General features: G+C 71.4%; 18 protein-coding genes. 2 read left to right on the top strand and 16 right to left on the bottom strand.

The genetic code is table 11. The features are described 5' to 3' along the window. Positions 1–3 precede the first annotated feature (3 nt). From ruvX to aspS, 12 genes are all read right to left on the bottom strand, one after another. A complete protein-coding gene (ruvX, locus tag INP57_RS10030) occupies positions 4–462 on the bottom strand; it encodes a Holliday junction resolvase RuvX (protein WP_200069818.1) in 459 nt (152 codons plus the stop codon). Beyond that, positions 459–3,134 carry an alanine--tRNA ligase gene (gene alaS, locus INP57_RS10035; protein WP_200069819.1) on the bottom strand — a complete coding sequence of 892 codons (2,676 nt, stop codon included), beginning with the start codon at positions 3,132–3,134 and terminating at the stop codon, positions 459–461. Before alaS ends, ruvX begins: the two co-directional genes overlap by 4 nt. 116 nt (positions 3,135–3,250) lie before the next feature. Further along, on the bottom strand, positions 3,251–3,589 hold the full coding sequence (locus tag INP57_RS29455; protein WP_307849992.1) for a hypothetical protein: 339 nt from the start codon (positions 3,587–3,589) through the stop codon (positions 3,251–3,253). Then, the gene (locus INP57_RS10045) at positions 3,586–3,987 is read right to left on the bottom strand and encodes a DUF948 domain-containing protein (protein WP_200069820.1); all 402 of its coding nucleotides are present in this window, start codon (positions 3,985–3,987) and stop codon (positions 3,586–3,588) included. Before INP57_RS10045 ends, INP57_RS29455 begins: the two co-directional genes overlap by 4 nt. Before the next feature lie 131 nt (positions 3,988–4,118). Further along, complete coding sequence (locus INP57_RS10050) at positions 4,119–5,084, bottom strand: 2-hydroxyacid dehydrogenase (protein WP_200069821.1); 966 nt, start codon at positions 5,082–5,084, stop codon at positions 4,119–4,121. 84 nt (positions 5,085–5,168) lie between these two features. Next, positions 5,169–6,527, bottom strand: coding sequence for a replication-associated recombination protein A (locus tag INP57_RS10055; RefSeq protein WP_200069822.1), 1,359 nt, complete (start codon positions 6,525–6,527; stop codon positions 5,169–5,171). A gap of 75 nt (positions 6,528–6,602) precedes the next feature. After that, the gene (locus tag INP57_RS10060) at positions 6,603–8,117 is read right to left on the bottom strand and encodes a SulP family inorganic anion transporter (RefSeq protein WP_200069823.1); all 1,515 of its coding nucleotides are present in this window, start codon (positions 8,115–8,117) and stop codon (positions 6,603–6,605) included. A 229-nt stretch (positions 8,118–8,346) separates the two neighbouring features. Then, a complete protein-coding gene (locus tag INP57_RS10065; protein ID WP_200069824.1) occupies positions 8,347–8,961 on the bottom strand; it encodes a carbonic anhydrase in 615 nt (204 codons plus the stop codon). A 68-nt stretch (positions 8,962–9,029) separates the two neighbouring features. Beyond that, complete coding sequence (locus tag INP57_RS10070) at positions 9,030–9,392, bottom strand: hypothetical protein (RefSeq protein ID WP_200069825.1); 363 nt, start codon at positions 9,390–9,392, stop codon at positions 9,030–9,032. Positions 9,393–9,757: 365 nt separating this feature from the next. Next, positions 9,758–10,528, bottom strand: a complete 771-nt coding sequence (locus INP57_RS10075) for a GNAT family N-acetyltransferase (protein ID WP_307849993.1) — start codon at positions 10,526–10,528, stop codon at positions 9,758–9,760. A gap of 26 nt (positions 10,529–10,554) precedes the next feature. Continuing rightward, on the bottom strand, positions 10,555–11,772 hold the full coding sequence (locus tag INP57_RS10080; RefSeq protein WP_200069826.1) for a phosphotransferase family protein: 1,218 nt from the start codon (positions 11,770–11,772) through the stop codon (positions 10,555–10,557). Between the two features lie 482 nt (positions 11,773–12,254). Further along, on the bottom strand, positions 12,255–14,069 hold the full coding sequence (aspS, locus tag INP57_RS10085; RefSeq protein ID WP_200069827.1) for an aspartate--tRNA ligase: 1,815 nt from the start codon (positions 14,067–14,069) through the stop codon (positions 12,255–12,257). Positions 14,070–14,590: 521 nt separating this feature from the next. On the opposite strand from aspS, the gene INP57_RS10090 reads away from it, so the two are divergent. Next, entirely contained in the window at positions 14,591–15,610 is a 1,020-nt protein-coding gene (locus INP57_RS10090; RefSeq protein ID WP_200069828.1) for a hypothetical protein, read from the top strand. A 282-nt stretch (positions 15,611–15,892) separates the two neighbouring features. Here INP57_RS10090 and INP57_RS10095 read toward each other — a convergent pair whose 3' ends face one another. Further along, complete coding sequence (locus tag INP57_RS10095) at positions 15,893–16,960, bottom strand: Rv2578c family radical SAM protein (RefSeq protein WP_200069829.1); 1,068 nt, start codon at positions 16,958–16,960, stop codon at positions 15,893–15,895. Positions 16,961–17,538: 578 nt separating this feature from the next. Here INP57_RS10095 and INP57_RS10100 point away from each other — a divergent pair. Continuing rightward, positions 17,539–18,831, top strand: a complete 1,293-nt coding sequence (locus tag INP57_RS10100) for a YibE/F family protein (protein ID WP_307849994.1) — start codon at positions 17,539–17,541, stop codon at positions 18,829–18,831. 102 nt (positions 18,832–18,933) lie between these two features. Here INP57_RS10100 and INP57_RS10105 read toward each other — a convergent pair whose 3' ends face one another. From INP57_RS10105 to INP57_RS10115, 3 genes are read right to left on the bottom strand one after another with little or no spacing between them, the layout of a single operon-like run. Next, on the bottom strand, positions 18,934–19,578 hold the full coding sequence (locus INP57_RS10105) for a hypothetical protein (protein WP_200069831.1): 645 nt from the start codon (positions 19,576–19,578) through the stop codon (positions 18,934–18,936). Continuing rightward, positions 19,575–20,843, bottom strand: coding sequence for a histidine--tRNA ligase (gene hisS / locus INP57_RS10110; RefSeq protein WP_200069832.1), 1,269 nt, complete (start codon positions 20,841–20,843; stop codon positions 19,575–19,577). The genes INP57_RS10105 and hisS overlap by 4 nt, the downstream gene beginning before the upstream one ends. 28 nt (positions 20,844–20,871) lie before the next feature. Next, complete coding sequence (locus INP57_RS10115; RefSeq protein WP_200069833.1) at positions 20,872–21,558, bottom strand: MBL fold metallo-hydrolase; 687 nt, start codon at positions 21,556–21,558, stop codon at positions 20,872–20,874. Between the last annotated feature and the right edge of the window lie 152 nt (positions 21,559–21,710).

A 21,710-nucleotide genomic window follows, 5' to 3' on the forward strand; every position in this document is an offset into this window, starting at 1 on the left:
CTCTCAGGTGGTCTGCGACCGGGCGTCAAGCCATGCCTGCAAGATCTCCACTGCGGCGGCCTGGTCGACCACGGCGCGCTGGCGCTTACCGCGAACCCCCCGTTGGGAGAGAATGCGGCTCGCCGTGACCGTGGTCAACCGTTCGTCGTGAAAGCGCACCGGCACCGGAGCGATCCGCTCGGTGAGCGCTTCTGCGTACTTCCGCGCGGCTTCGGCGGCGCTGCCGTGATCGCCGCGCAGCGTCTTCGGGAGGCCGACGACCACCTCCACCACTTCGTGCTCGGCGACCAGGCCGGCCAGCTGCGCGAGGTCGCTGCCCGCGTCCTCGTCGCGGCGCAGCGTCACCAGCGGAGTCGCCAGCATCGGCGCCGGGTCGCTGAGCGCGATGCCGACGCGCACCGCGCCGACGTCCACGCCCAGCCGCCGCCCGGCGCCCGGGTCGGGCCGCTGGTGCTCGCTCACCCCTGGATCACCCGGTCCAGCTCCCGGCGCAGCGCGCCGATCGCCGCGGTGATGCCCGCGGGGTCCGATCCGCCGCCCTGCGCCATGTCCGGCTTGCCGCCGCCGCGACCGCCGACCTCGCCGGCGAACGCGGGCACCAGCTTGCCCGCAGCTAGCCCGAGGTCCTGCGCAGCGTCGTTGACACCGACGACGAAGGACACCTTGCCCTGCTCGGAGTCGGGCGCGAACAGCGCGACGACCGCGGGCCTGCCGGTCAGGCGCCCCCGCACCTCGCCAGCCAGCGCGCGCAGCGAGCCGCCGTCCACGCCGTCGGCGACCTGCTCTGCCACCAGGCTCACGCCGCGCACGTCGGCGGCGCGCCCGGCCAGGTCACCGGCCGAGGACAGCACCTGCTGCACCCGCAGCTGCGCCAGCTCCTTCTCCGCGTCGCGCAGCCGGCTCACCACCCCGGCGATCCGGTCCGGCAGGTCCTCGGCGGGCACCTTGAACTGCTCGGCGAGCTGGCTGACCAGCAGGTGCTCCTTGCCGATGTGACGCATGGCGTCCATCCCGACCAGCGCTTCCACCCGGTGCACCCCGGAACCGACCGAGGAGTCCGCGACCAGCTTCACCACGCCGAGCTGACCGATGCGCCCGACGTGCGTACCGCCGCACAGCTCGCGCGAGTAGTCGCCCATGTCGACCACGCGGACCTGGTCGCCGTACTTCTCGCCGAACAGCGCGACCGCGCCGAGCTCCATCGCCCGGTCCATCGTCGTGGTGTAGGAGGAGACCTCGACGTCGTTCTGCAGGTAGTCGTTGACCTCTTCCTCGACGCCGCCGAGCACCGAGGCCGACACCGCGGCGGGCGCGGTGAAGTCGAACCGCATCCGGCCGGGCGAGTTCAGCGAACCGGCCTGCGCCGCCCGCTTGCCGTAGGCACCGCGCACCGCGGCGTGCACCAGGTGCGTGGCGGAGTGCGACCGGGCGATGGCGCGCCTGCGCTGCTGGTCCACCCCGGCCTCCAGCGTGGTGTCCAAGCCCAGCTCGCCGGCGACGACCTTCGCGCGGTGCACGAACAGCCCCGGCACGGCCCGCTGCACGTCGTGCACCCGCACTTCGACGCCCGGCCCGACCAGCGTGCCGGTGTCGGCGATCTGGCCACCGCCTTCGGCGTAGAACGGGGTGCGGTCGAGCACCAGCTCCACCTCGGTGCCCGCCGCCGCGGAACTCGCGGGCGCGCCGTCCACCAGCAGCCCGAGCACCCGGCTGTGCGCCTGGAGGTCGGTGTAGCCGATGAACTCGGTGGTGCCGTGCTCGTCGAGCAGCGTGCGGTAGGTCGACAGGTCGCCGTGGCCGGTCTTGCGGGCCTTCGCGTCCTCCTTGGCGCGGCGGCGCTGCTCGGCCATCAGCTCGCGGAAACCGTGCTCGTCCACCGAAAGTCCCTGCTCGGAGGCCATCTCCAAAGTCAGGTCGATCGGGAAGCCGTAGGTGTCGTGCAGCTGGAACGCCTTGTCCCCCGCCAGCTGCGTGCCGCCGGCCTTCTTGGTCTCGGTCACGGCCACGTCGAAGATCTTCGAGCCGGTGGTGAGGGTGGCGCGGAAGGCGTCCTCCTCGTTGCGGATCACCGAGTCGATCCGGTCGAACTCGGTGACCAGCTCCGGGTAGCCCGGCGCCATCGCGTCCCGCACGACCTGGGTGAACTCGCCTAGCACCGGCTCCTGCACACCGAGCAGGCGCACCGAGCGCACGATGCGGCGCAGCAACCGCCGCAGCACGTAGCCGCGGGCCTCGTTGCCGGGCGTGACGCCGTCGCCGACCAGCATCACGCCGGAGCGCGCGTGGTCGGCGATCACGCGGAAGCGCACGTCGTCGGCGTGGTCGGCGCCGTAGGTGCGGCCGGAGAGCTCCTCGGCCTTGGCGATCACGGGACGCACCAGGTCGGTCTCGTAGACGTTGTCCACGCCCTGCAGCAGGCAGGCCACCCGCTCGATGCCCATGCCGGTGTCGATGTTCTTGGTGGGCAGCTCACCGATCGGCGGGTTGCCGGCCTTCGGGGGCAGCTCGCCCCTGATGTCCTGCATGAACACCAGGTTCCAGATCTCGATGTAGCGGTCCTCGTCGACGTTCGGGCCGCCTTCGCGGCCGTATTCCGGGCCGCGGTCGTAGTAGATCTCCGAGCACGGCCCGCCCGGACCGGGCACGCCCATGTCCCAGTAGTTGTCCTCGGGACCGCGCGACTGGATGCGCTCCGCCGGGATGCCGGTGGTGTTGCGCCACATCGCAGCGGCCTCGTCGTCCTTCTCGAAAACGGTGACCCACAGGCGTTCCGGGTCGATGCCGTAGCCGCCGTCGGCGACCGCGGAGGTCAGCAGCTTCCAGGCGTGCTCCATGGCGCCTTCTTTGAAGTAGTCGCCGAAGGAGAAGTTGCCCGCCATCTGGAAGAACGTGTTGTGCCGCGTGGTCTTGCCGACCTCGTCGATGTCGCCGGTGCGCACGCACTTCTGGATGCTCGTCGCGCGCGGGTACGGCGCCGGGGCATCACCCAGGAAGTACGGCTTGAACTGCACCATCCCCGCGTTGACGAACAGCAGGGTGGGGTCGTCCAGGATCAGCGACGCGCTGGGCACCACGGTGTGGCCCGAGCTGCGGAAGTGTTCCAGGAAGCGGTTGTTGATCTCGTGGGTCTGCACGGTGGGTCCTTCGTGGAGGGTGCTGCGGAATCCGGACGGCGTGGGCGGAAGGCTCGCGGGCGAGCGGGGACCGACCGGTCGGCGAAGCGTCGCGGCCGGTCACCCGAGGTGCCGCGTCAGCGATCCGCCCGGCGAGCTCGCCGTGCCGGTGCGCGCCCACCGTCACGAACTCGGCTCTCACCGGGGCGAGCCGCTTCGACGGAGCGGGAATCGGCGAGCCGCTGCGGCGGCAACGAGGTGCCGTCCACGACGTTCTGCAGCTCCTGCTCCCGCTCGGTCATCCCGGCGCGCACGTCCGCGCCGAACGAGCCCACGGCACCCGCGAGCTCGCGCATGGCGCCGCCGAGCTGCTCGGCCACGCCGTTCGGGGTCGCCTTGCGCGTGGTCTCGTTGACCTTGCGCATCACCGCGACACCGGCCGCGATACCGGCCCCGAACCAGAACATCCGCCTCACTTGCGGCCTCCCTTGCGTCGGGAGTGCTTGCCCCACGGCTCTTCCTTGCGCTTGCGGCGAGCGCGCAATGCCTTGCTCACCCCGTACGAGAAGGCCGCGGTCTTCACCAACGGGCCACCGAGTGTAGCCGTGAACAGCGAGGACAACGCCGAAACGTTGCCGCTGACGGTCTTGGCGTTCGTGGTGATGCCGTCCACCCGTTCCAGCTGGGTGTTGACGTGCGTCAGCGTCGAGTTCGCGCCGGTGAAAAGCGGGTCGGAGTTCTCGTGCGCCTTGCGGATCGCGACGGTCGCCTCGTCCAGCGTACGGCCGAGCTTGACCAGCGGGACCGCCAGCAGCACGACCAGCAGCACGAACGCGCCTGCGACGATCAGCGCGGCGATCTGCGTGGGCGTCACGTGCCCTCCCGGTTTCTGGTTTCCCTGTGATTGTCCGGCCACCGCGAGAATTCCCGGTGGCTTGATCGCGCGTCAGGTTACCGTGCGGCCCGGGCGCCGATGCCGCCGGTGGTTCGGCGCGTCGGTGCCGGTCAAGCACCCACCGGGGTGATCGGTCCGGTCCCGGCGAGAACCGCCGCCACGTTGCGCGCGGCGAGTTCGGCCATCGCGCTGCGCGTCTCCACCGTCGCCGAGCCCAGGTGCGGGATGAGCACCGCGTTGTCCAGTTCGAGCAGCGCGGGTTCGACGGCCGGTTCGCGTTCGAAGACGTCCAGGCCCGCTGCCGCGATGCGGCCTTCGCGCAGCGCCTCGGCCAGGGCTTTTTCGTCCACGACCGGTCCGCGGCTGGTGTTGATGAGCACCGCGGAGGGCTTCATCTTCGCCAGCGCCGACTCGTCGATCAGGTGCCGGGTCTGCTCGGTGAGCGGGCAGTGCAGCGACAGCGCGTCGGCTTCGTGCAGCAGCTCGTCCTGCGAGAGGTAGCGGGCGTCGAGCTCGGATTCCACCTCCGGGGCCGCGCGCCGCCTACCCGCGTAGGCGATGTTCATGCCGAACGCGCGAGCGCGGCGAGCCATCGCCTGCCCGATCCCGCCAAGGCCGATGATCCCGAGGGTCTTGCCCTGCAAGCCCGTACCCAGCATGAATCCGAGGTGGAAGAACCAGGGTTGCCCGGACCGGATCAGCCGCTCCCCCTCACCGAGCCGCCGCGTCGCCATCAGCAGCAAGCCGAATCCGAGATCCGCGGTGGCATCGGTGAGCACGCCCGGCGTGTTCGTCACGGTGACGCCGCGCCCGGTCACCGCGGGCACGTCCACGTTGTCGTAGCCGACCGCCACGTTGGCCACCACCTGCAGCTGCGGGCCGGCCGCGGTCACGAGTTCGTCATCGACGCGATCGCCGAGCATCGTGACCACGCCGTGCGCGCCACGCACCACCTCGTGCAGCTCGGCGGGTTCCAATGCCTGATCCCGCTCGCACACGTGCACGTCTCCTGCGCTGCGCAGCAGTTCGACTGCGGAGTCCGGAATCCTCCGGGTGACCACGATCCGCGACTGCACCGGCACGACCTCCTCGGGCTGGCTGTTCTCCGTCGGCGCACATTCTGCTCGACGGCCCACCGCGCCGGATTCCTGCCCGCGGCGCTATTCGCCCTCGCCGCGGACGATGCCGCGCAGCTTCGGAACCCGTTCGCCGAGCACGCGCTCGCCGCCGCGTCCGCTGGGCTCGTAGTAGTCGACGCCCACCAGCTCGTCCGGCGGGTACTGCTGCTCCAGCACGCCTTCCGAGCGGTCGTGCGGGTAGCGGTAGCCCTGCGCGTTGCCGAGCTTCTTCGCGCCCGCGTAGTGCCCGTCGCGCAGGTGCGCGGGCACCGAACCGGACTTGCCCGCACGCACGTCGCCCATCGCCGCGTCGATGGCCATGATCACCGAATTCGACTTCGGCGCGGTCGCCAGGTGCACCGTGGCCTGCGCGAGCGCGAGCCTGCCCTCCGGCATCCCGATGAACTGCACCGCGTTCGCGGCCGCCACCGCCGCCTGCAGCGCCGTCGGGTCGGCCATGCCGACGTCCTCGCTGGCGTGCACCACCAGGCGGCGGGCGATGAACCGCGGGTCCTCCCCGGCTTCGACCATCCGGGCCAGGTAGTGCAGCGCGGCGTCCACGTCGGAGCCGCGGATGGATTTGATGAACGCGCTGACCACGTCGTAGTGCTGATCCCCGCCGCGGTCGTAGAGCACGGCCGCGCGGTTGACCGTGGCCTCGACCGTGGCCAGGTCGATCCGCTGCGCACCGTTGGACTCGGCGGACTCCGCCGCGGCCTCCAGCGCCGTCAACGCGCGCCGCGCATCGCCGCCGGCGAGCGCGACGAGGTGCTCCAGCGCCTCCTCGTCGAGCCCGAGCGCGTCGCCGAGGCCGCGTTCCTCGGACACCGCACGGCGCACCAGCTCGCGCACGTCGTCGTCACCGAGGTTGTGCAGTTGCAGCACCAGGGACCGCGAAAGCAGCGGGGCCACCACGGAGAAGTACGGGTTCTCGGTGGTCGCGGCCACCAGCAGCACCGTGCGGTCCTCCACCGCGCCCAGCAGTGCGTCCTGCTGGGTCTTGGAGAAGCGGTGCACCTCGTCGATGAACAGCACCGTGGCCTCGGCGGAACGGCCGAGCCGCCGCCGGGCCTCATCGATGACCCCGCGCACCTCCTTGACCCCGGACGACAACGCGGACAACGCCACGAACCGCCGTCCGGTCGCCTGCGAGACCAGGTTCGCCAGCGTCGTCTTGCCGGTGCCCGGCGGGCCGTAGAGCAGCACCGAAGCCGGTGCCGCCCCCTCCACCAGCCGGCGCAGCGGGGCGCCCGCGGCCAGCAGGTGGTCCTGGCCGAGCACCTCGTCCAGCGAACGGGGCCGCATCCGCACCGGCAGCGGCGCGTTCTCGGCCAGCCGTTCCCCGGCGCGGTCCTCGGTCTCGGCGCCGAACAACCCCTCGTCGAACAGGCCGTCACTCACGGCTTCGACGCTACCCGCCGGTCGGAACGAAACCGCGCCGGAGGTGCGCGAACGGCACCTCCGGCGCGGTGCGGGTCAGCCCGCGTGGGCCGGCATCGCCACTTCGGTCCGCGCGTTGTCGCGTTCGCGCTGCGCGGCCCAGTTCTCCACCGCCTGGTGGCACGCCTGGTCCAGGTGCCGGACGGTGCTCAGGTCCAAGTGCACGCTCTTGTCCGACGGCAGGCTCTCCAGCCGCTCCAGCAGCCGCGGGAGCCGCAGGAACGTGGCATTGCCGCCGAGTTCGACGTGCACGTGGTCCTCGCCCTGCTCCTCCTGCTTGACCGACAGCCGGGACACGTCGAAGGCGGTCTTGATCACCGCGGCGGCGAGCCCGATCAGCGTGCCGATCAGCAGGTCGGTGGCCACGATCATGACCGCGGTCAGCACCAGCACCGCAGCCTCCGGGCGGTTGGTCCTGGCCAGCTGCACGACCTTGCCCGGCTCGAGCAGCTTCCAGCCGGCGTGGATCAGCACCGCGGCGAGCACCGCGGTCGGGATGAACGCCAGCACGCCCGGCAGCGCCACCACGAACAGCAGCAGCCACACGCCGTGCAGGATCCGGGACAGCTTCGTCTTCGCCCCCGCGCGGACGTTCGCGCCGGAGCGCACGATCACCGCGGTCATCGGCAACGCGCCCAGCACCCCGCATACGGCGTTGCCCGCGCCCTGGGCGACGAGCTCCTTGTTGAACTGCGTCTTCGGGCGGTCGTGCATCCGGTCGACCGCGGCCGCGCTGAACAGGCTCTCCGCCGATGCGATCAGCCCGAACGTCAGCATCGACCCGAGCACCGCCGGGGTGAACGCGGAGCCCCACGACTCGCCGGTCGGGACGTTGATCGCCTCCAGCAGGGAGCCGACCTCGATCGTCTTCAGGGGCAGCCCCAGCACGTAGGTCGCGCCGCTGACCAGCACCACCGCGACCAGCGCGGCGGGGACGTTGCGCACCTTCTCCGGCAGCTTCGGCCAGCCGAACAGGATCACCAGCGCCACCGCGGTGACGGCGACCCCGGCCAGCCCCTGCGGAGTCGTGAACATCGCGCTCACCAGCCCCGGGAGCCCGGCGAACTTGGCCGAGGTCTCGGAGGGCTGCTCCAGCCCGCCCACCGGGTAGAGCTGGCCGAGCATGATCACCAGGCCGATGCCCGCCAGCATGCCCTGCACCACCGAAGGCGAGATCGCCCGGAACCAGGTTCCGATCCGGCCCAGCCCCATCAAGATCTGCAGCACGCCTGCACCGAGCACGATGATGCCGAGCATCCCGAGCCCGTGATCGGCCACCGCCGAGGCCACCAGCACGGTCAGCCCGGCCGCCGGGCCGCTGACCTGCATGGTGCTGCCCGGTAGCAGCCCCACCACGATGCCTCCGACGACACCGGTGATGATGCCGAGTTCGGCGGGCACGCCGGATGCGACGGCGACACCGACGCACAGCGGCAGCGCCACCAGGAACACGACCAGCGAAGCCCCCAGGTCGGCGCCGAAAGTTCCCTTCGGCCACTGCGGGACGCCGGTCTTGGCGCGACGGGAGGTCGCGTCGACTTGAGTGGTCACGTTGCACTCTCCGTATGAGTTTCGAGTGACGGGTAGCGCGTCCGCGCGCCGTTCGCGCGCGGACGTGCGGGAACGCGTGCGGGACTGCGGCCGCGAGAGCGCGTGATCGCCGCTGAACACGCGGGGCCGCGCCGTCGCCCGGCCGCGCCGCACAACGGCAACGCGGCATCCGGGTGGACGGCGTCAGGCAGTCCCGACGAATCGGCGGTGGAGCACCGCCGCGGAAATGTCACAACGGAAGGAAATCCGACTCTTCCGGCCGATCCGGCCCGGTTTCCCCGGAGTGCCAGACCAATCCGGTGTCGATCTCGTAGAACCAGCCGTGCACCCGCAACTCGCCCGCGGCGGCCCGTTCCCGGATGAACGGGTATTCGAACAACGTGCGCAGCTGCTCGCGCACGTGCTGCTTGCATTCCGAACGCACGCCGTCCTCGAGCGCGGGCGCTTCGGATACCGGCGGTTCACCGGTGCCCAGCCAGCCCCGCATCGCGGGAAGGCTTTCCAGCCCGCGCCCGGCGATCGCCTTCGCGGTCACCGCACCGCAGTGCGAGTGCCCGCAAACAACGATCTCGGGAACCTTCAGCTGCAGCACCGCGTATTCGATCGTGGCCATTTCGCTGGACGCCGAATCGGGCACGTATTCGGGCACCACGTTGCCCGCGGTCCGCAATTCGAACAGTTCCCCGGGCTGGGCGCCGGTGAGCTGCGCGGGGACCACCCGCGAATCGGAACAGGTGATGAACAGCGCGGCCGGCTGCTGACCGGTGGCCAGCCGTTTGCGGTGCGCTTCGGACACCGTGCGCGGATGGTTGCGCGCACGGTCCACCAGGTGCTCGAAAGTCATGTTGTCGCCTCACTGGACGCTTCAGGATCGTCGTCTGCCGTCGAACGCACGCGTGGTGCGCGAACGTCTCAGTGCCGATAAACCTGCAGCGTTGCGGGCGCATGTCGGCTGCGCGCGGCGGCCTCGTGCGGCTTGGTTCGCGCGCGCAGGGCGGCGGTGAACAGGTCGTGCCGCGCGCCGGGGCCCGCTTGCAGCCCGTCCGGCAGCGGCGCACCGCGATCCGGAGTGCGCCGTTCGCGCCGGGTGCCGTCCTCGGACGCCGCGCGCTGGCGCAGTTTCCCGGTGTCCCGGTTCTCCTTGATCTCGGATTTGACCTCGGCCGGGTTGCGCATCGTCAAATCACTGGCCAACGCGGGCTGCAACGGGGAGACCACGGCGACCAGGACCGAGAACAGCAGGAACAATCCTGCGCGCACGATCCTGACCTTCATGACTCCTCCGCGAAATTGCGATGCCGAACGACCGCAGCGGCCGGGTCGACGATGACCCGCCGGATGACTCGATCCGCCCCTCTCGGACACCTCGTCGAGCAGCCCCATGCTAACGGGGCCGGGTGACGGATCGCCGAACACAAGGTATCCGACCAACGCAGTCTACTCGCAAGCCACGAACCGGGTGATCATCGCCCTAAAAATGAAGAAACATTAATCCGCCGCCGAGCGGCGCGCCGGGACGCCATCCGGGCAACCGGGTGCGGCCACTCCGACAGCGGATCGCCGGACATGCGCGAACACGCATGGTTCGCGGAAATCCATTCGCGAACGACGTGAAAAGTTGCGAATGGGTGAGCCGCGGATTAACCGCGAGTGTCGGCGACACGATAGTGGTACTCGTGCGAGAACTCGAAACCGCAGCCCGCGTACAGCCGCCGTGCGGCGTCGTTGTCCTGCTCGACCTGGAGGAACATGCCGCTCGCCCGCACCTCGCCTGCCCAGCGGGCGCCCGCGCGCAGCACCGCACGAGCCACGCCCCGTCCGCGCGCCCACGGCGCGGTCGCCATGCAGTACACCGCGCACCACCGGCCTTCCCGCACGAACAGGCCGATCCCGGCCGCAACGCCGTCCAGCAGGGCGGTCGCGTACCTGGCGGGCCGATCGATCCGCGCCAAGCCGGGCTCCGACCGGCCGCGGACCGCGCTGGAGGCATCCAGCCAGCGCCTCATCGGCTCGTCGTCGAGACGGACCTCGACTCCGGCGGCCGGCACGTCGCCCGGACCGGGCAACTCGGCGGTCAGCACGTGCACCGGCGTCACCTGCCGGAAACCGCGCGCCGCCAGGCCGACGTCCAGTTCCTCGTGCCACCGCGACGGGCTGACCTGCACCGAAGCACGAGCCCCGCGCTCGGAGTAGAACCGCACGACCTGTTCGATCTCGGCCGCTACATCGCGCACCCGCGAAGGCGGCAGCGCGGAGTTCGAGCGCCACCGGTCCAAATCCGCGCAGTACCGCAGCAACCAGCCACCGCGGTGCTGCACCGTGCTCGCCGGCCACGTCATCGCGGCGGCGTGCTCGACCTCGGACACCCGCGCTGCGTCCGGCTCAACACCGCCGGAGATTTCGTCCTGCACGGCCGGGCAGCATACTCAGCGCCTGGTCACTTCTCCTCGGTCCGGAACGCCGGATACCGCAACAGCTGCAACGCACCCGCGCCGAAGCGCTCCACCAGCGCGTCGACCATCCGCGAGGCGTACTCGGCCAGCTCCGGTTCCCCGCACGCCTGCGCGTCGTCGCGCAACCGCCGCCACCGGTCCACCAGCGCCGTGCTGCGCCGCGGCGAGGGCATGTGCAGGTCGATCGGCCGGTCCGACTCGCCGGTGCGCGGCAGGAACCACCAGGTCGACACCCACACCCACAGCAGCTGCGCGTCGAACAGCCGGGGCAGCAGCACCTCGTCGTCGTCCAGCTCCGGCCACACCTCGGCGATCTCCGATCGCCAGGTCGCGAGCATCCCGTCGGCCAGGTTCTCCGGCAACGCGTAGGAGCACCACGAGGACGGGAAGGGGTACTGCAGGTAGGCCGCGTCCAGCGCCACGTCGCGCACGCAGCCCCACTCGAAGTCGAGGAACCGCACCCCGGTGCCGGTGACCAGGCTGTTGTCCGGGCAGATGTCGGACGGGCTGAACGAGCGGTAGCGGCCGGACTCGAGCAGCTCCGCGGCTGAAGCCAGCCGCGCCGAGACCTCGGGCGAGGTCGGCAGGTCCAGCGTCTGCTCGAGCAGGCCGGGCAGTTCGGTCAGCGACCGCGCGATGTCCTCGGCTACCGGGTCCGTCCAGGACTTGGCGCCGACGCGGCGCATCAGCGCCTCGAAATCGGCCTCCCGGCCCGCCAGCGTGGTGTGCAGCCGCCCGAGCGCCCTGGCCCAGGCCAGCAGCGCGCGCTCGGCCGCGCGGGGGTCTTCGCCGAAGAGCACGTCGGCGAGCGTGGAACCGCGCCCGAGGTCCTCCAGCACCAGCAGCCGCCGATCGGCGTCGTGCGCGATGAGCTCGGGACCGACCCGGATCTCCGGTGGCAGCGCGGTGGCGAGCTGGCAGCTGGCCGCTTCGTGCGCGAACGGGTCGGCGCGCGCCGACTCGGGGACCTCGCAGTAGTGCTTGAGCACCAGCGTGCGCGGGAGCTCGTAGGGCGTCTCCGCCACGCGCACCCGCAGCACGGCGGAGCGTTCGCTGCCACCGAGGTCCTCCGCATCGGCGAGCCGGACCGCGGCTCCCATCCGCTTGCTGAGCACGGCTTCCGCGGTACCGACGGTGTCGGTCACCGCAGTGCTGGCGGGCACACGGACCTCCGGAGGGCCGGAAGTGATCTCCACGCTCATCGTCTCCAGACACTACCCCCACAACCTGAACCCGAACGGGCAAGACCGGTCAAGTGCTGCACCACCGGTAATGGCGCGGGCACCTGCGGTACTCGCCCGGGTGAGCTTCGCCCACGCCGACGGATGATCGGCGGCGCGCACGCCGCCGCCACACGCGGAGTTGCGGCTCGCTCACTCGACCCGGACGGAGCCGGTGGGCGCCCACGTTGCACGGTCCGACCGGCCGCGTTCGCGGCACCCGGCTCACCCGTGCAACCACCCGGCAGGCACGCGAGCGATCAGCGCCCGCTGCTTCGCCGCGAGGGCCGCTGCCGAAGGAAACGCCGCTTGGTCGCTACCGGCGGCGCGCCCTCGGCCGCAGTGATCGAGCGCCCGGATGCATCACTCGCCGACGGGCGGGCCGCACGGCGTCCACCGCGGCCACCGGCCGGTCCGGCGGCCGCCACGGAGGGCCGATCCGCGCGAACAGCGCGGTCGGCGTCTCAGCCCTGCTTCTCGACCACGTTCCCGGTCGTCACCGAGATGCTGTCGGCGTCCTTCGCGGCCGGCTTCGCATCCACCCCGGCTTCCTTGCGCTGCGCAGCGGTGATCGGCGCGGGCGCCCCGGTCAGCGGGTCGAAACCGCCACCGCTCTTCGGGAACGCGATCACCTCGCGCAGCGAGTCCGCACCGGCCAGCAACATGCAGATCCGGTCCCAGCCGAAGGCGATGCCGCCGTGCGGCGGCGGGCCGTACTTGAACGCCTCCAGCAGGAAGCCGAACTTGTCCTGGGCCTGCTCCTCGGAGATGCCCAGCACCGCGAACACCCGTTCCTGGATGTCCGAGCGGTGGATGCGGATCGAGCCGCCGCCGATCTCGTTGCCGTTGCAGACGATGTCGTAAGCCCAGGCCAGCGCGTTGTCCGGGTCCTTGTCGAAGTCCTCGGCCCAATCCGCGTTCGGCGCGGTGAACGGGTGGTGCACCGCGGTCCAGCGCGAGGAACCGACCGCCACGTCGTCGGTATCGGCGACCGGCTCGAACATCGGCGCGTCGACGACCCACACGAACGACCAGGCCGAGTGGTCGATCAGGCCGCAGCGCTGCCCGATCTCCAGCCGCGCCGCGCCGAGCAGCGCCCGCGAGGACGCGCGCTCACCGGCGGCGAAGAAGACGCAGTCGCCCGGACCGGCGCCCACGGCCTTGGCCAGGCCATCGCGCTCGGCGTCCGAGAGGTTCTTGGCGACCGGGCCGGACAGCGTGCCGTCCGCGCCGACGAGCACGTACGCCAGACCCTTGGCGCCGCGCTGCTTGGCCCAGTCCTGCCACGCGTCGAGCTGCCGGCGCGGCTGGTCGGCACCGCCGGGCATCACGACCGCACCGACGTAGGGCGCCCGGAACACCCGGAACGGGGTGTCGGAGAAGTATTCGGTGAGCTCGGTCAGCTCCAGCCCGAACCGCAGGTCCGGTTTGTCGGTGCCGTAGCGGGACATCGCATCGGCGTAGGTCATCCGCGGAATGGGCCGCGGGACCTCGTGGCCGACCAGGCGCCACAGCCCGGCGATGATCTCCTCGCCGAGTTCGAGCACGTCGTCCTGCTCGACGAAGCTCATCTCGATGTCGAGCTGGGTGAACTCGGGCTGGCGATCGGCGCGGAAGTCCTCGTCCCGGTAGCAGCGGGCGAGCTGGAAGTAGCGCTCCACGCCACCGACCATCAGCAGTTGCTTGAACAGCTGCGGCGACTGCGGCAGCGCGTACCAGGTCCCCGGCTGCAGCCGCGCCGGAACCAGGAAGTCGCGGGCGCCCTCGGGCGTGGAGCGGGTCATCGTCGGCGTCTCGACCTCGACGAATTCCCGGTCGCCCAGCACGTTGCGGGCAACGCGGTTGATCTCGCTGCGCATCCGGATGGTCCGGGCCGGGCCGTTTCGCCGCAGATCCAGGTAGCGGTGCTTGAGCCGGATCTCCTCGCCGGTCTCCAGGTGCTCGTCCAGCGGGAACGGCAGCGGCGCGGACTCGGACAGCACTTCCAGTTCGGAGGCGTAGACCTCGATCTCACCGGTGCCGATCTCGGCGTTCTCGTTGCCGACGGGACGGCGCACGACCTCACCGGTCACCCGCACGCAGAACTCGGCGCGCAGCCGGTGTGCGCGCGCGGCCATCTCCCCCTCGCGGAAGACCACCTGGGCGACCCCGGAAGCGTCGCGCAAATCGATGAAGATCACTCCACCGTGATCGCGGCGGCGCGCCACCCACCCTGCCAAGGTGACGGACTGCCCGGAGTGACCGGCGCGAAGCGATCCGGCCTCGTGCGTGCGCATCACGGGTACTGAGCTCCTCTTCAAGTCGGCGAAGCGACAACTGCTCCCTCGCGGCTGCTCGACGGCAGGCGCCCGGCCTGCGAGGCGGCTGAGGATCCAGGTTATCCAACGTCCGGCGGGACACGTCGAGCAGGTTTCCGCCGGACTTCGGGCGCACCCGCGGGCGAATCCGTTGTGGATGATCATTGCGCTCGCTGCGGGACCAGGCACGCTCGGCGGCGGCAGAACCGCAGGGTTGTGACGCCGCGAGTTAACTCACAGAACCGCGCTTTCCGCGTGCAATTACGACGGCATCACGCGGGTTCCGGCCGCACTCGGAACCGATCGGCGGGAAGCTCCGGAAAACGCGACTTCCCGGTGATCATGGCAATGTCAACCGCGCGCTCGGCGGTAGTCCGCCGGAGGCCACCGGGGGAGAAATACTCCCACTTTGGTGGGAGCGCCGAACCGCAACTTGATCGTTGCGCCACCGGGTTTCACTCATTAGCGTAAGTCCCCGAGTTCGGCGGACACGAGGAGTAACCATGACCGGTCCGAAGACCGAGACCCGTTCGATGTCGCGCACGGCCGTCCGCAACGACCACGCCCCACCGGTCTCGCCCGAGCTCGCGGAACTGCTCCGCACCGGACCGTTCGAAGCCGCGCTGCGCGCGGCGATCCGGTCCAGCCGGCTGAGCCTGGAACGCATCCAGCACCGGCTGCAGACCCGCGGCACCCCGGTGAGCATCACCGCGCTGAGCTACTGGCAATCCGGCCGCCGCCGCCCCGAGCGCCCCGATTCGCTGCTCGCCCTGCAGCAGCTGGAGAACGTGCTCGGGATGCCGGACGGCGCGCTGTCCGCGCTGCTGGGTCCTCCGCGCCCGCGCGGGCGCACCCGGCAGGCCGCGAACGACGCGCCGCCGCTGAGCGAGCTGTGGTCGGAGAACGAATCCGCGGTCGAGCTGCTCACCCGGATCGACACCAGCCACGACAGCAAGCTCACGCGGCTGTCGCAGCACGACGTGGTGCACGTGGACGCCTACGGCGACCAGCGCACGGTGCGGGCGAGCAAGCTTCTGCGAGCCGAGGCCAACGGTGCGGACCGATGGGTGGTGATGTTCGACGGAGCCTCCACCAGCTCGGTCTCACCGACGATCCGGCCGCTGCGCTCCTGCCGCATCGGGCAGGTGCTCACCGACCACGCGCGAGACGTGATCGTCGCGGAGCTGCTGTTCGACCGCCCGCTGGAGCGGGGCGAGACGATGCTGCTGGAGTACGAGATCTCGGACATGCCGACCGGGGCGAACGAGCCGGAATGCACGTTCTCCCGGCTGTTCCGGCTGCCGGTGCGGCAGTACGTGGTGGAGCTGGAGTTCGACCCTGCCTGCCCGCCGCAGCACGTGGAGAGCTTCGTCGGCGACTCCGCGGCCCAGGACGTGGAGACCCCGAAGCCGCTGCCGCTGGACGGGCACGCCCGCACCCACGCGGTGAAGCTCGACTTCGGGATGGGCGTGTTCGGGGTGCGCTGGCAGCCGTCGCGCAGCGCGCTGTTCGACGAGCGCTGAAACCGCCCCGCACCGGAGCACTGGTTCATCCATCCGAGTAGTCAATCGAATACGAACAGTACCCGCACTTTGCTACCGGCAAGACGCCGCGACCAGGCTTCGGCGCAGCCCGCACCGCACTTTCTCCCTACTTTCGCAGGGAGTTCCGGATGCGGTCGGTGGCGGCCGGAGCGGAATGCGGGCGCGCGAACGATTCCGGCCGCCACCGGGCAGATCTTTGAATGCGGCGCTTCCCATTCGGCTGCAACGGATGGCGGAGTCGGCGAGGACGCCCTCGGCCATTCACAGCAGGGCTAGCTGATCCGCTTCCCGTTCCGCTGGTTCAGACCGCGGCCCGGTCGCGCGGAAAGTCCCCGCCCCGGGCCGCCGCTCCCCTGGTCCGTACCGCAGCTGCGCTTCTCGCACGCGGGCCGCGATGTCCTCCTGGTAGGACTTCGGCGCGTAGGCGCCGTTGCGGTACAGCCGCTCGTACAGCGGCAGGAGGTCCGGACGGCGCTCGCTCAACCAGGCGTGATACCACTCCCGCGCTCCCGGGCGCAGGTGCAGCACCAGCGGCGTGATGGAGGTGGCGCCCGCCTCGGCGAGAGCGGCGACGGTTTCGTCGAGCTGCTGCGGCCCGTCGCTCAAACCGGGCAGCACGGGCGCCATCATCACCGAGCAACCCAGGCCGGCGGCGCTGAGCCTGCGGACCACGTCCACCCGGCGCAGCGGGGACGGCGCACCCGGCTCGATGTCCCGCCACACCTGCTCGTCGATCGAGCCGATCGACACCGCGACCGAGACCGCGGCCGACCTCGCCGCCTGTTCCAGTAGGTCGATGTCGCGCAGGATCAGCGTCCCCTTGGTGAGGATCGAGAACGGGTTCGCCCGGTCCCGCAACGCCTCGATGATCCGCCGCACCAGCCCGTAGCGACCTTCCGCCCGCTGGTACGGGTCGGTGTTGGTGCCCATCGCGATCGGCTCGCCCGCCCACTTCGGGTGCGCGAGCTCGCGGCGCACCAGCTCCGGCGCGTTCACCTTCACCACGATCTTGCTGTCGAAGTCGTGCCCGGAGTCCAGGTCCAGGTAGGTGTGCGTGTTCCGGGCGAAGCAGTAGCGGCAGGCGTGCGAGCAGCCGCGGTAGGGGTTGATCGTCCAGCGGAACGGCACCTGCGAGGCGCCCGGCACGCGGTTGATGATCGACCTCGCGCGCACCTCGATCGCCAGCGCGTCCTCGGTGCCCGCGGCGACCGGTTCCGGACCGGGCTCGGCCAGTCCCGCCCGCCCGGTCCCGCGCGTCGGCGCGTCCTCGACGCCCAAGGGCAGCTGCGGCTCACCGCTGCCCGAGACCCGTTGCTTTTCCCAGCGCATGACTCCATGCGAACACAGTTTCGATGTACTGTCCAGCACATTCGCTCACCTGAGCGAACGGCAGCAGCACTGCGCAGCCGGAAGCGAGGCCGACGGGACGCCGGATCGGGCTCTTGCCCGCACGGACGCAGCCGTGCGGAGGCTGCTCGCCCACCTCCTACGATTGCCCGGTGAATGATCGGCCGCCGACAGGACCGCCCGGCGACGGCGAACACCGCCGACCGCGGCAACGCAGACCGCAACCGCCCGGGCGGCCACCGGCCGACCGCGGCGGGCAACCGCCGCGCGGTGGCGATGCCGAGCCGGAAGGGCGGCACTCCGGTGGGCGCGGTGACCAGGCTCCGGGGCGCTCCGCAGGGCCGCGACCACCTGGCAGGCCCGGGCAGGGCACGGGCGGACAGCGCGCGCCGGAAGCCGGGCGCCGCCCAGGTGCGGAACGGGCAGGAGCGAGCCGCCCCGCGCACGCGCGGTCGGACTCCCCCGCATCCGAGGCCGACAGCAGCGCCCAAACCCAAGCCCCGGCCCACGGCCACGGCCACGGCCACGACGCTCCGCCCGCTTCGCGCACGGTCAAACGGGTGCTCGCGATCGCGCTCGTGCCCTTCGCGCTCGCCGCGATCATCGGCGCCGTCGTGCTGTTCCCCTTCGGGCACCAGCAGCGCACCGGCTCCGACCTGGGCCTCGGCGAATACCCGGTGAACGCCGAGGTGGTCTCGGCAGGCGCGAGCGGATGCAGCGCGGGTGATCAAGGCGGCGGCTGCGTGCGGCTGCGGGTCAAGATGCAGGACGGCCCGATGCCCGGCCGCGTCATCGAGCAGACCATGCCGACCGACCCGGGCACACCGCGGTTCGCCGTCGGCGACGCGGTGGTGCTCTCCTACGCCGGTGCGAGTCCCGAGGACGAGTCGTCCTACCAGGTCGTCGACTTCCAGCGCGGCAGCCCGCTGCTGGTGCTCGCGGGCGTGTTCGCCGCGGCGGTGCTGGTGCTCGGACGTTGGCAGGGGCTCGCCGCGCTGGGCGCGCTGGCGTTGAGCTTCGTGGTGCTGGTCGGTTTCGTGCTCCCGGCGATCCTGGCCGGGCAGGACCCGCTGCTGGTCGCGGTGGTCGGCGCCGGGCTGATCATGTTCGTGGTGCTGTACCTGACGCACGGGTTCTCCGCGCGGACCTCCACCGCGGTGCTGGGGACGCTGGTGAGCCTGGCGCTGATCGGCGGGCTCAGCGCCCTGTTCTCCGCGACCACGAGGCTGACCGGGCTGGACGAGAACACCTCGAGCCTCATCGGCGCGCTCGGCGCCCCGATCGACGCGCGCGGACTGCTGCTGGCGGGCATCGTGATCGGCGCGCTCGGCGTGCTCGACGACGTGACCGTCACGCAGACCAGTGCCGTCTACGAGTTGCGGCGGGCGAATCCGGCGATGGGCTGGCGCAGCCTGTACACCGCAGGACTGCGCATCGGCCGCGATCACGTGGCCTCCGCGGTGAACACGCTCGTGCTCGCTTACGCGGGTGCGTCGCTGCCGCTGCTGCTGGCGTATTCGCTGTCCGGGCGCAGCTTCGCCGAGATCGTGAGTTCGCAGGCGGTGGCGCAGGAAGTGGTGCGCACACTGGTCGGCAGCATCGGCCTGATCGCGGCGGTGCCGATCACCACGTTGATCGCGGCGCTGGTCGCCGCGCACGAACCCGGCGCGCCCACGACGGCCCGTGCCGCCGACCGGGTCGGCGAGGCGGCCTCGACCGGCGCCACCCGCACAACGCGCCGCCCAGCCCGAGCGGACGAACCGCTGGACCACCGAGATTCCGTCCACTCAAGACACACGCGCGCTGCCGAGAATCCCGCACGTCGCCCAACAGAGCCAAGATCTCCGGAGTGAACGGCCTGCTCGCCCAATCTAGTGGGACCAGCGGTCCGTTCACTCCGTCCGGAACCGGTTCCTCGCGCGGGTGCGCGCGCGTGTCGGCGCGGGCGAAGACGGTCAGTCGAGGGTCGTGACGAAGCGGGCCACGGCGTCGGGATGCAACTTCTGCGCCATCCGGCCCTGCGGCGCCATCGACGCGAGCCGGTACAGCGGCCGGTTCGCGGCACCGTCTCCGCGCGCCTCCGACCGCAACTGCGCCACGAGCAGCTCCGAGAGCACCAGCGCATGCGCCTCCCCGATCGCCGCCAACGTGTCGGCGATGCGCCGCAGCGCGTACACGCCGAGCTCGCGCCCGCCGGTCCCCGCGTACATCGCCAACGCGACCGTGATCGCCTTGTCGTTCGGCGGTCCGCTCGCCAACAGGCTCACGGTCCGCATCCCGCGCATGTCGGTGACGACCACGTCCAGCCGTTTCGCCGCGTGCAGATCCACCACCCGGGTGCCGATGGCCCGCATCGACACCCGGCTGCCGCTCATCCAGGCGGTCTTGCGGGACTCGCTGAAGGCCAGCAGCAGCAACGGGACCGCGACGACCACCACGGCGATCCCGAACCCGGCCGGACCGGCGAGCAACCCGACGATGCCGCCGAACGCCGCGGCCACCACAAGCGCGGCGATGCAGACGTTGCGGGTGCGCTTGCGGATCGTCGCCCGGTCCAGCAGGTCCAGCTCCACGTGATCCGCGGCCGCGGCCTCGCTCATCGCGAGTTCCCGACGGCGGCGGCGACCTCGCTGTCCGCATCGTCCAGCGCGACCGCCCGCTGTTCACCCGTGCTGAGGTCCTTGAGCTGCGCGGACCCGGCTTCCAGATCCCGCTCGCCGAGCACCAGCGCGAACCGCGCCCCGGACCGGTCGGCCGCCTTCATCGCGCCCTTGAGCCCCTTGCCGCCGTAGGCCAGGTCGGCGCGGATACCGGCGGCCCGCAGACCGCCCGCCACCGCGACCAGCCTGCGCTTGGCCGCCTCCCCCAGCGGCACGCAGTACACGTCGCACCGGGCCTGATCGCCCACTGGCAGGCCCTCGACCTCGCAGGCCAGCACGGTGCGGTCCACCCCGAGCCCGAACCCGACACCGGACAGCGGCGCACCACCGAGCTCGGCCATCAGCCCGTCGTAGCGGCCACCGCCGCCGATGCCGGACTGCGCGCCGAGCCCGTCGTGCACGAACTCGAACGTGGTCTTGGTGTAGTAGTCCAGCCCGCGCACCAGCCGCGGGTTCTCCACGTACGGCACGCCGAGGTCGGCCAGGTGCTGCTTGACCTGCTCGTAGTGCTCCTTCGCCGACGCGGAGAGGTGGTCGGCCATCAGCGGCGCGTCCGCGAGCAGCTCCCGCACCTCGGGCCGCTTGTCGTCGAGCACCCGCAGCGGGTTGATCTCCGCGCGCTGCTGGGTGTCCTCGTCCAGCGCCACGCCGCGCAGGAACTCCTGCAGCTTGGCCCGGTACTCCGGGCGGCAGGTCTCGTCGCCGAGCGAGGTCAGCTCGACGCGGTGCCCGGTCAGGCCGAGCCGCCGGTAGCCCTCGTCGGCGATCGCGATGACCTCGGCGTCCAGCGCCGGGTCATCCACGCCGATCGCTTCCACGCCGACCTGCTGCAACTGCCGGTACCGCCCGGCCTGCGGCCGCTCGTAGCGGAAGAACGCGCCGCTGTAGTGCAGCTTGACCGGCAGCTGGCCGCGGTCCAGGCCGTGCTCGATGACCGAGCGGATCACGCCCGCGGTACCTTCGGGCCGCAACGTCACCGACCGGCCGCCGCGGTCGGCGAAGGTGTACATCTCCTTGCTGACCACGTCGGTGGATTCGCCGACGCCGCGCGCGAACAGCGCGGTGTCCTCGAACAGCGGCAGTTCGATGTAGCCGTAACCCGCGCGCCGCGCGGAGTCGGACAGCGCCTCGCGCACGGCCAGGAACCCGGCGGACTCGGGCGGGTAGTACTCGGGGATGCCCTTGGGGGCGTTGAAGGTGCTCATCAGCGGTTGTTCGCAGTCCTCGTCGAAGTCACAGGCCGTCGCGCGCCGGAGCGGACAGCTCCAGCAGGAACGGGTTGCTCGCGCGTTCGCGGCCGATGGTCGTGGTGGGTCCGTGGCCCGGCAGGACGACCGTGTCGTCCTGCAGCGGCAGCACCCGCTCGCGCAGGCTGCGCTGCATCGTCGCGTGGTCGCCGCCGGGCAGGTCGGTGCGCCCGATGGCCCCGGCGAACAGGGTGTCCCCGGCCAGCAGCAGCCGGCCGCCCTCTTCCGTGCCGAGGCCGAACAGCACCGACCCGCCGGTATGGCCTGGGCTGTGGGTGACTCCGAAGCTGAGCCCGGCCAGCTGCACGGTCTGCCCGTCCGCCAGCTCGCGGACGTCCTCCGGCGCGGTCAACGGCGGCAGCGCGGCGAACAGCTGCGCGCCCTCCGGGCCCAGCGACGCGGCGGGGTCGGTGAGCATGAACCGGTCCGCAGGGTGCAGCCAGGCGGGCACGTCGTGCGCCCGGCACACCTCGCCGGCGGAGAAGACGTGGTCGAAGTGCCCGTGCGTGAGCAGCACCCCGGCCGGGGTGAGCCGATGCTCGCGCAACTGCTCGTCCAATCCCGCGACCGCTTCCTGGCCGGGGTCGACGATCACGCACTCCGCGTCGTCGCCCGCGGCGAGCAGGTAGCAGTTCGCCTGCAGAGGTCCGGCCGGGAACCCGAGCACCAGCACGAAAACGAGCCCTTCTTCGATCGGTCAGGACGGTGGCCGAGGCCGCGGGCGGGACAGCGCCGGAACCCGCGGACACAGCAGCGGCCACGGCTGCCACCGCGCGCGGATCACCGGCGAGGCGGCGGTCGGCGGCGGAGGGCGCGGACGTGGCC

The sequence above is a fragment of the Saccharopolyspora galaxeae genome, assembly GCF_016526145.1.
Taxonomy (GTDB): Bacteria; Actinomycetota; Actinomycetes; order Mycobacteriales; family Pseudonocardiaceae; genus Saccharopolyspora_C; species Saccharopolyspora_C galaxeae.

Coding starts and splice junctions, on each gene's coding strand:
- INP57_RS10070 (WP_200069825.1), bottom strand. CDS start 9,392: ATGAAGGTCAGGATCGTGCGCGCAGGATTGTTCCTGCTGTTCTCGGTC.
- INP57_RS10065 (WP_200069824.1), bottom strand. CDS start 8,961: ATGACTTTCGAGCACCTGGTGGACCGTGCGCGCAACCATCCGCGCACG.
- INP57_RS10095 (WP_200069829.1), bottom strand. CDS start 16,960: ATGCGCTGGGAAAAGCAACGGGTCTCGGGCAGCGGTGAGCCGCAGCTG.
- INP57_RS10090 (WP_200069828.1), top strand. CDS start 14,591: ATGACCGGTCCGAAGACCGAGACCCGTTCGATGTCGCGCACGGCCGTC.
- INP57_RS10105 (WP_200069831.1), bottom strand. CDS start 19,578: ATGAGCGAGGCCGCGGCCGCGGATCACGTGGAGCTGGACCTGCTGGAC.
- INP57_RS10080 (WP_200069826.1), bottom strand. CDS start 11,772: ATGAGCGTGGAGATCACTTCCGGCCCTCCGGAGGTCCGTGTGCCCGCC.
- hisS (WP_200069832.1), bottom strand. CDS start 20,843: ATGAGCACCTTCAACGCCCCCAAGGGCATCCCCGAGTACTACCCGCCC.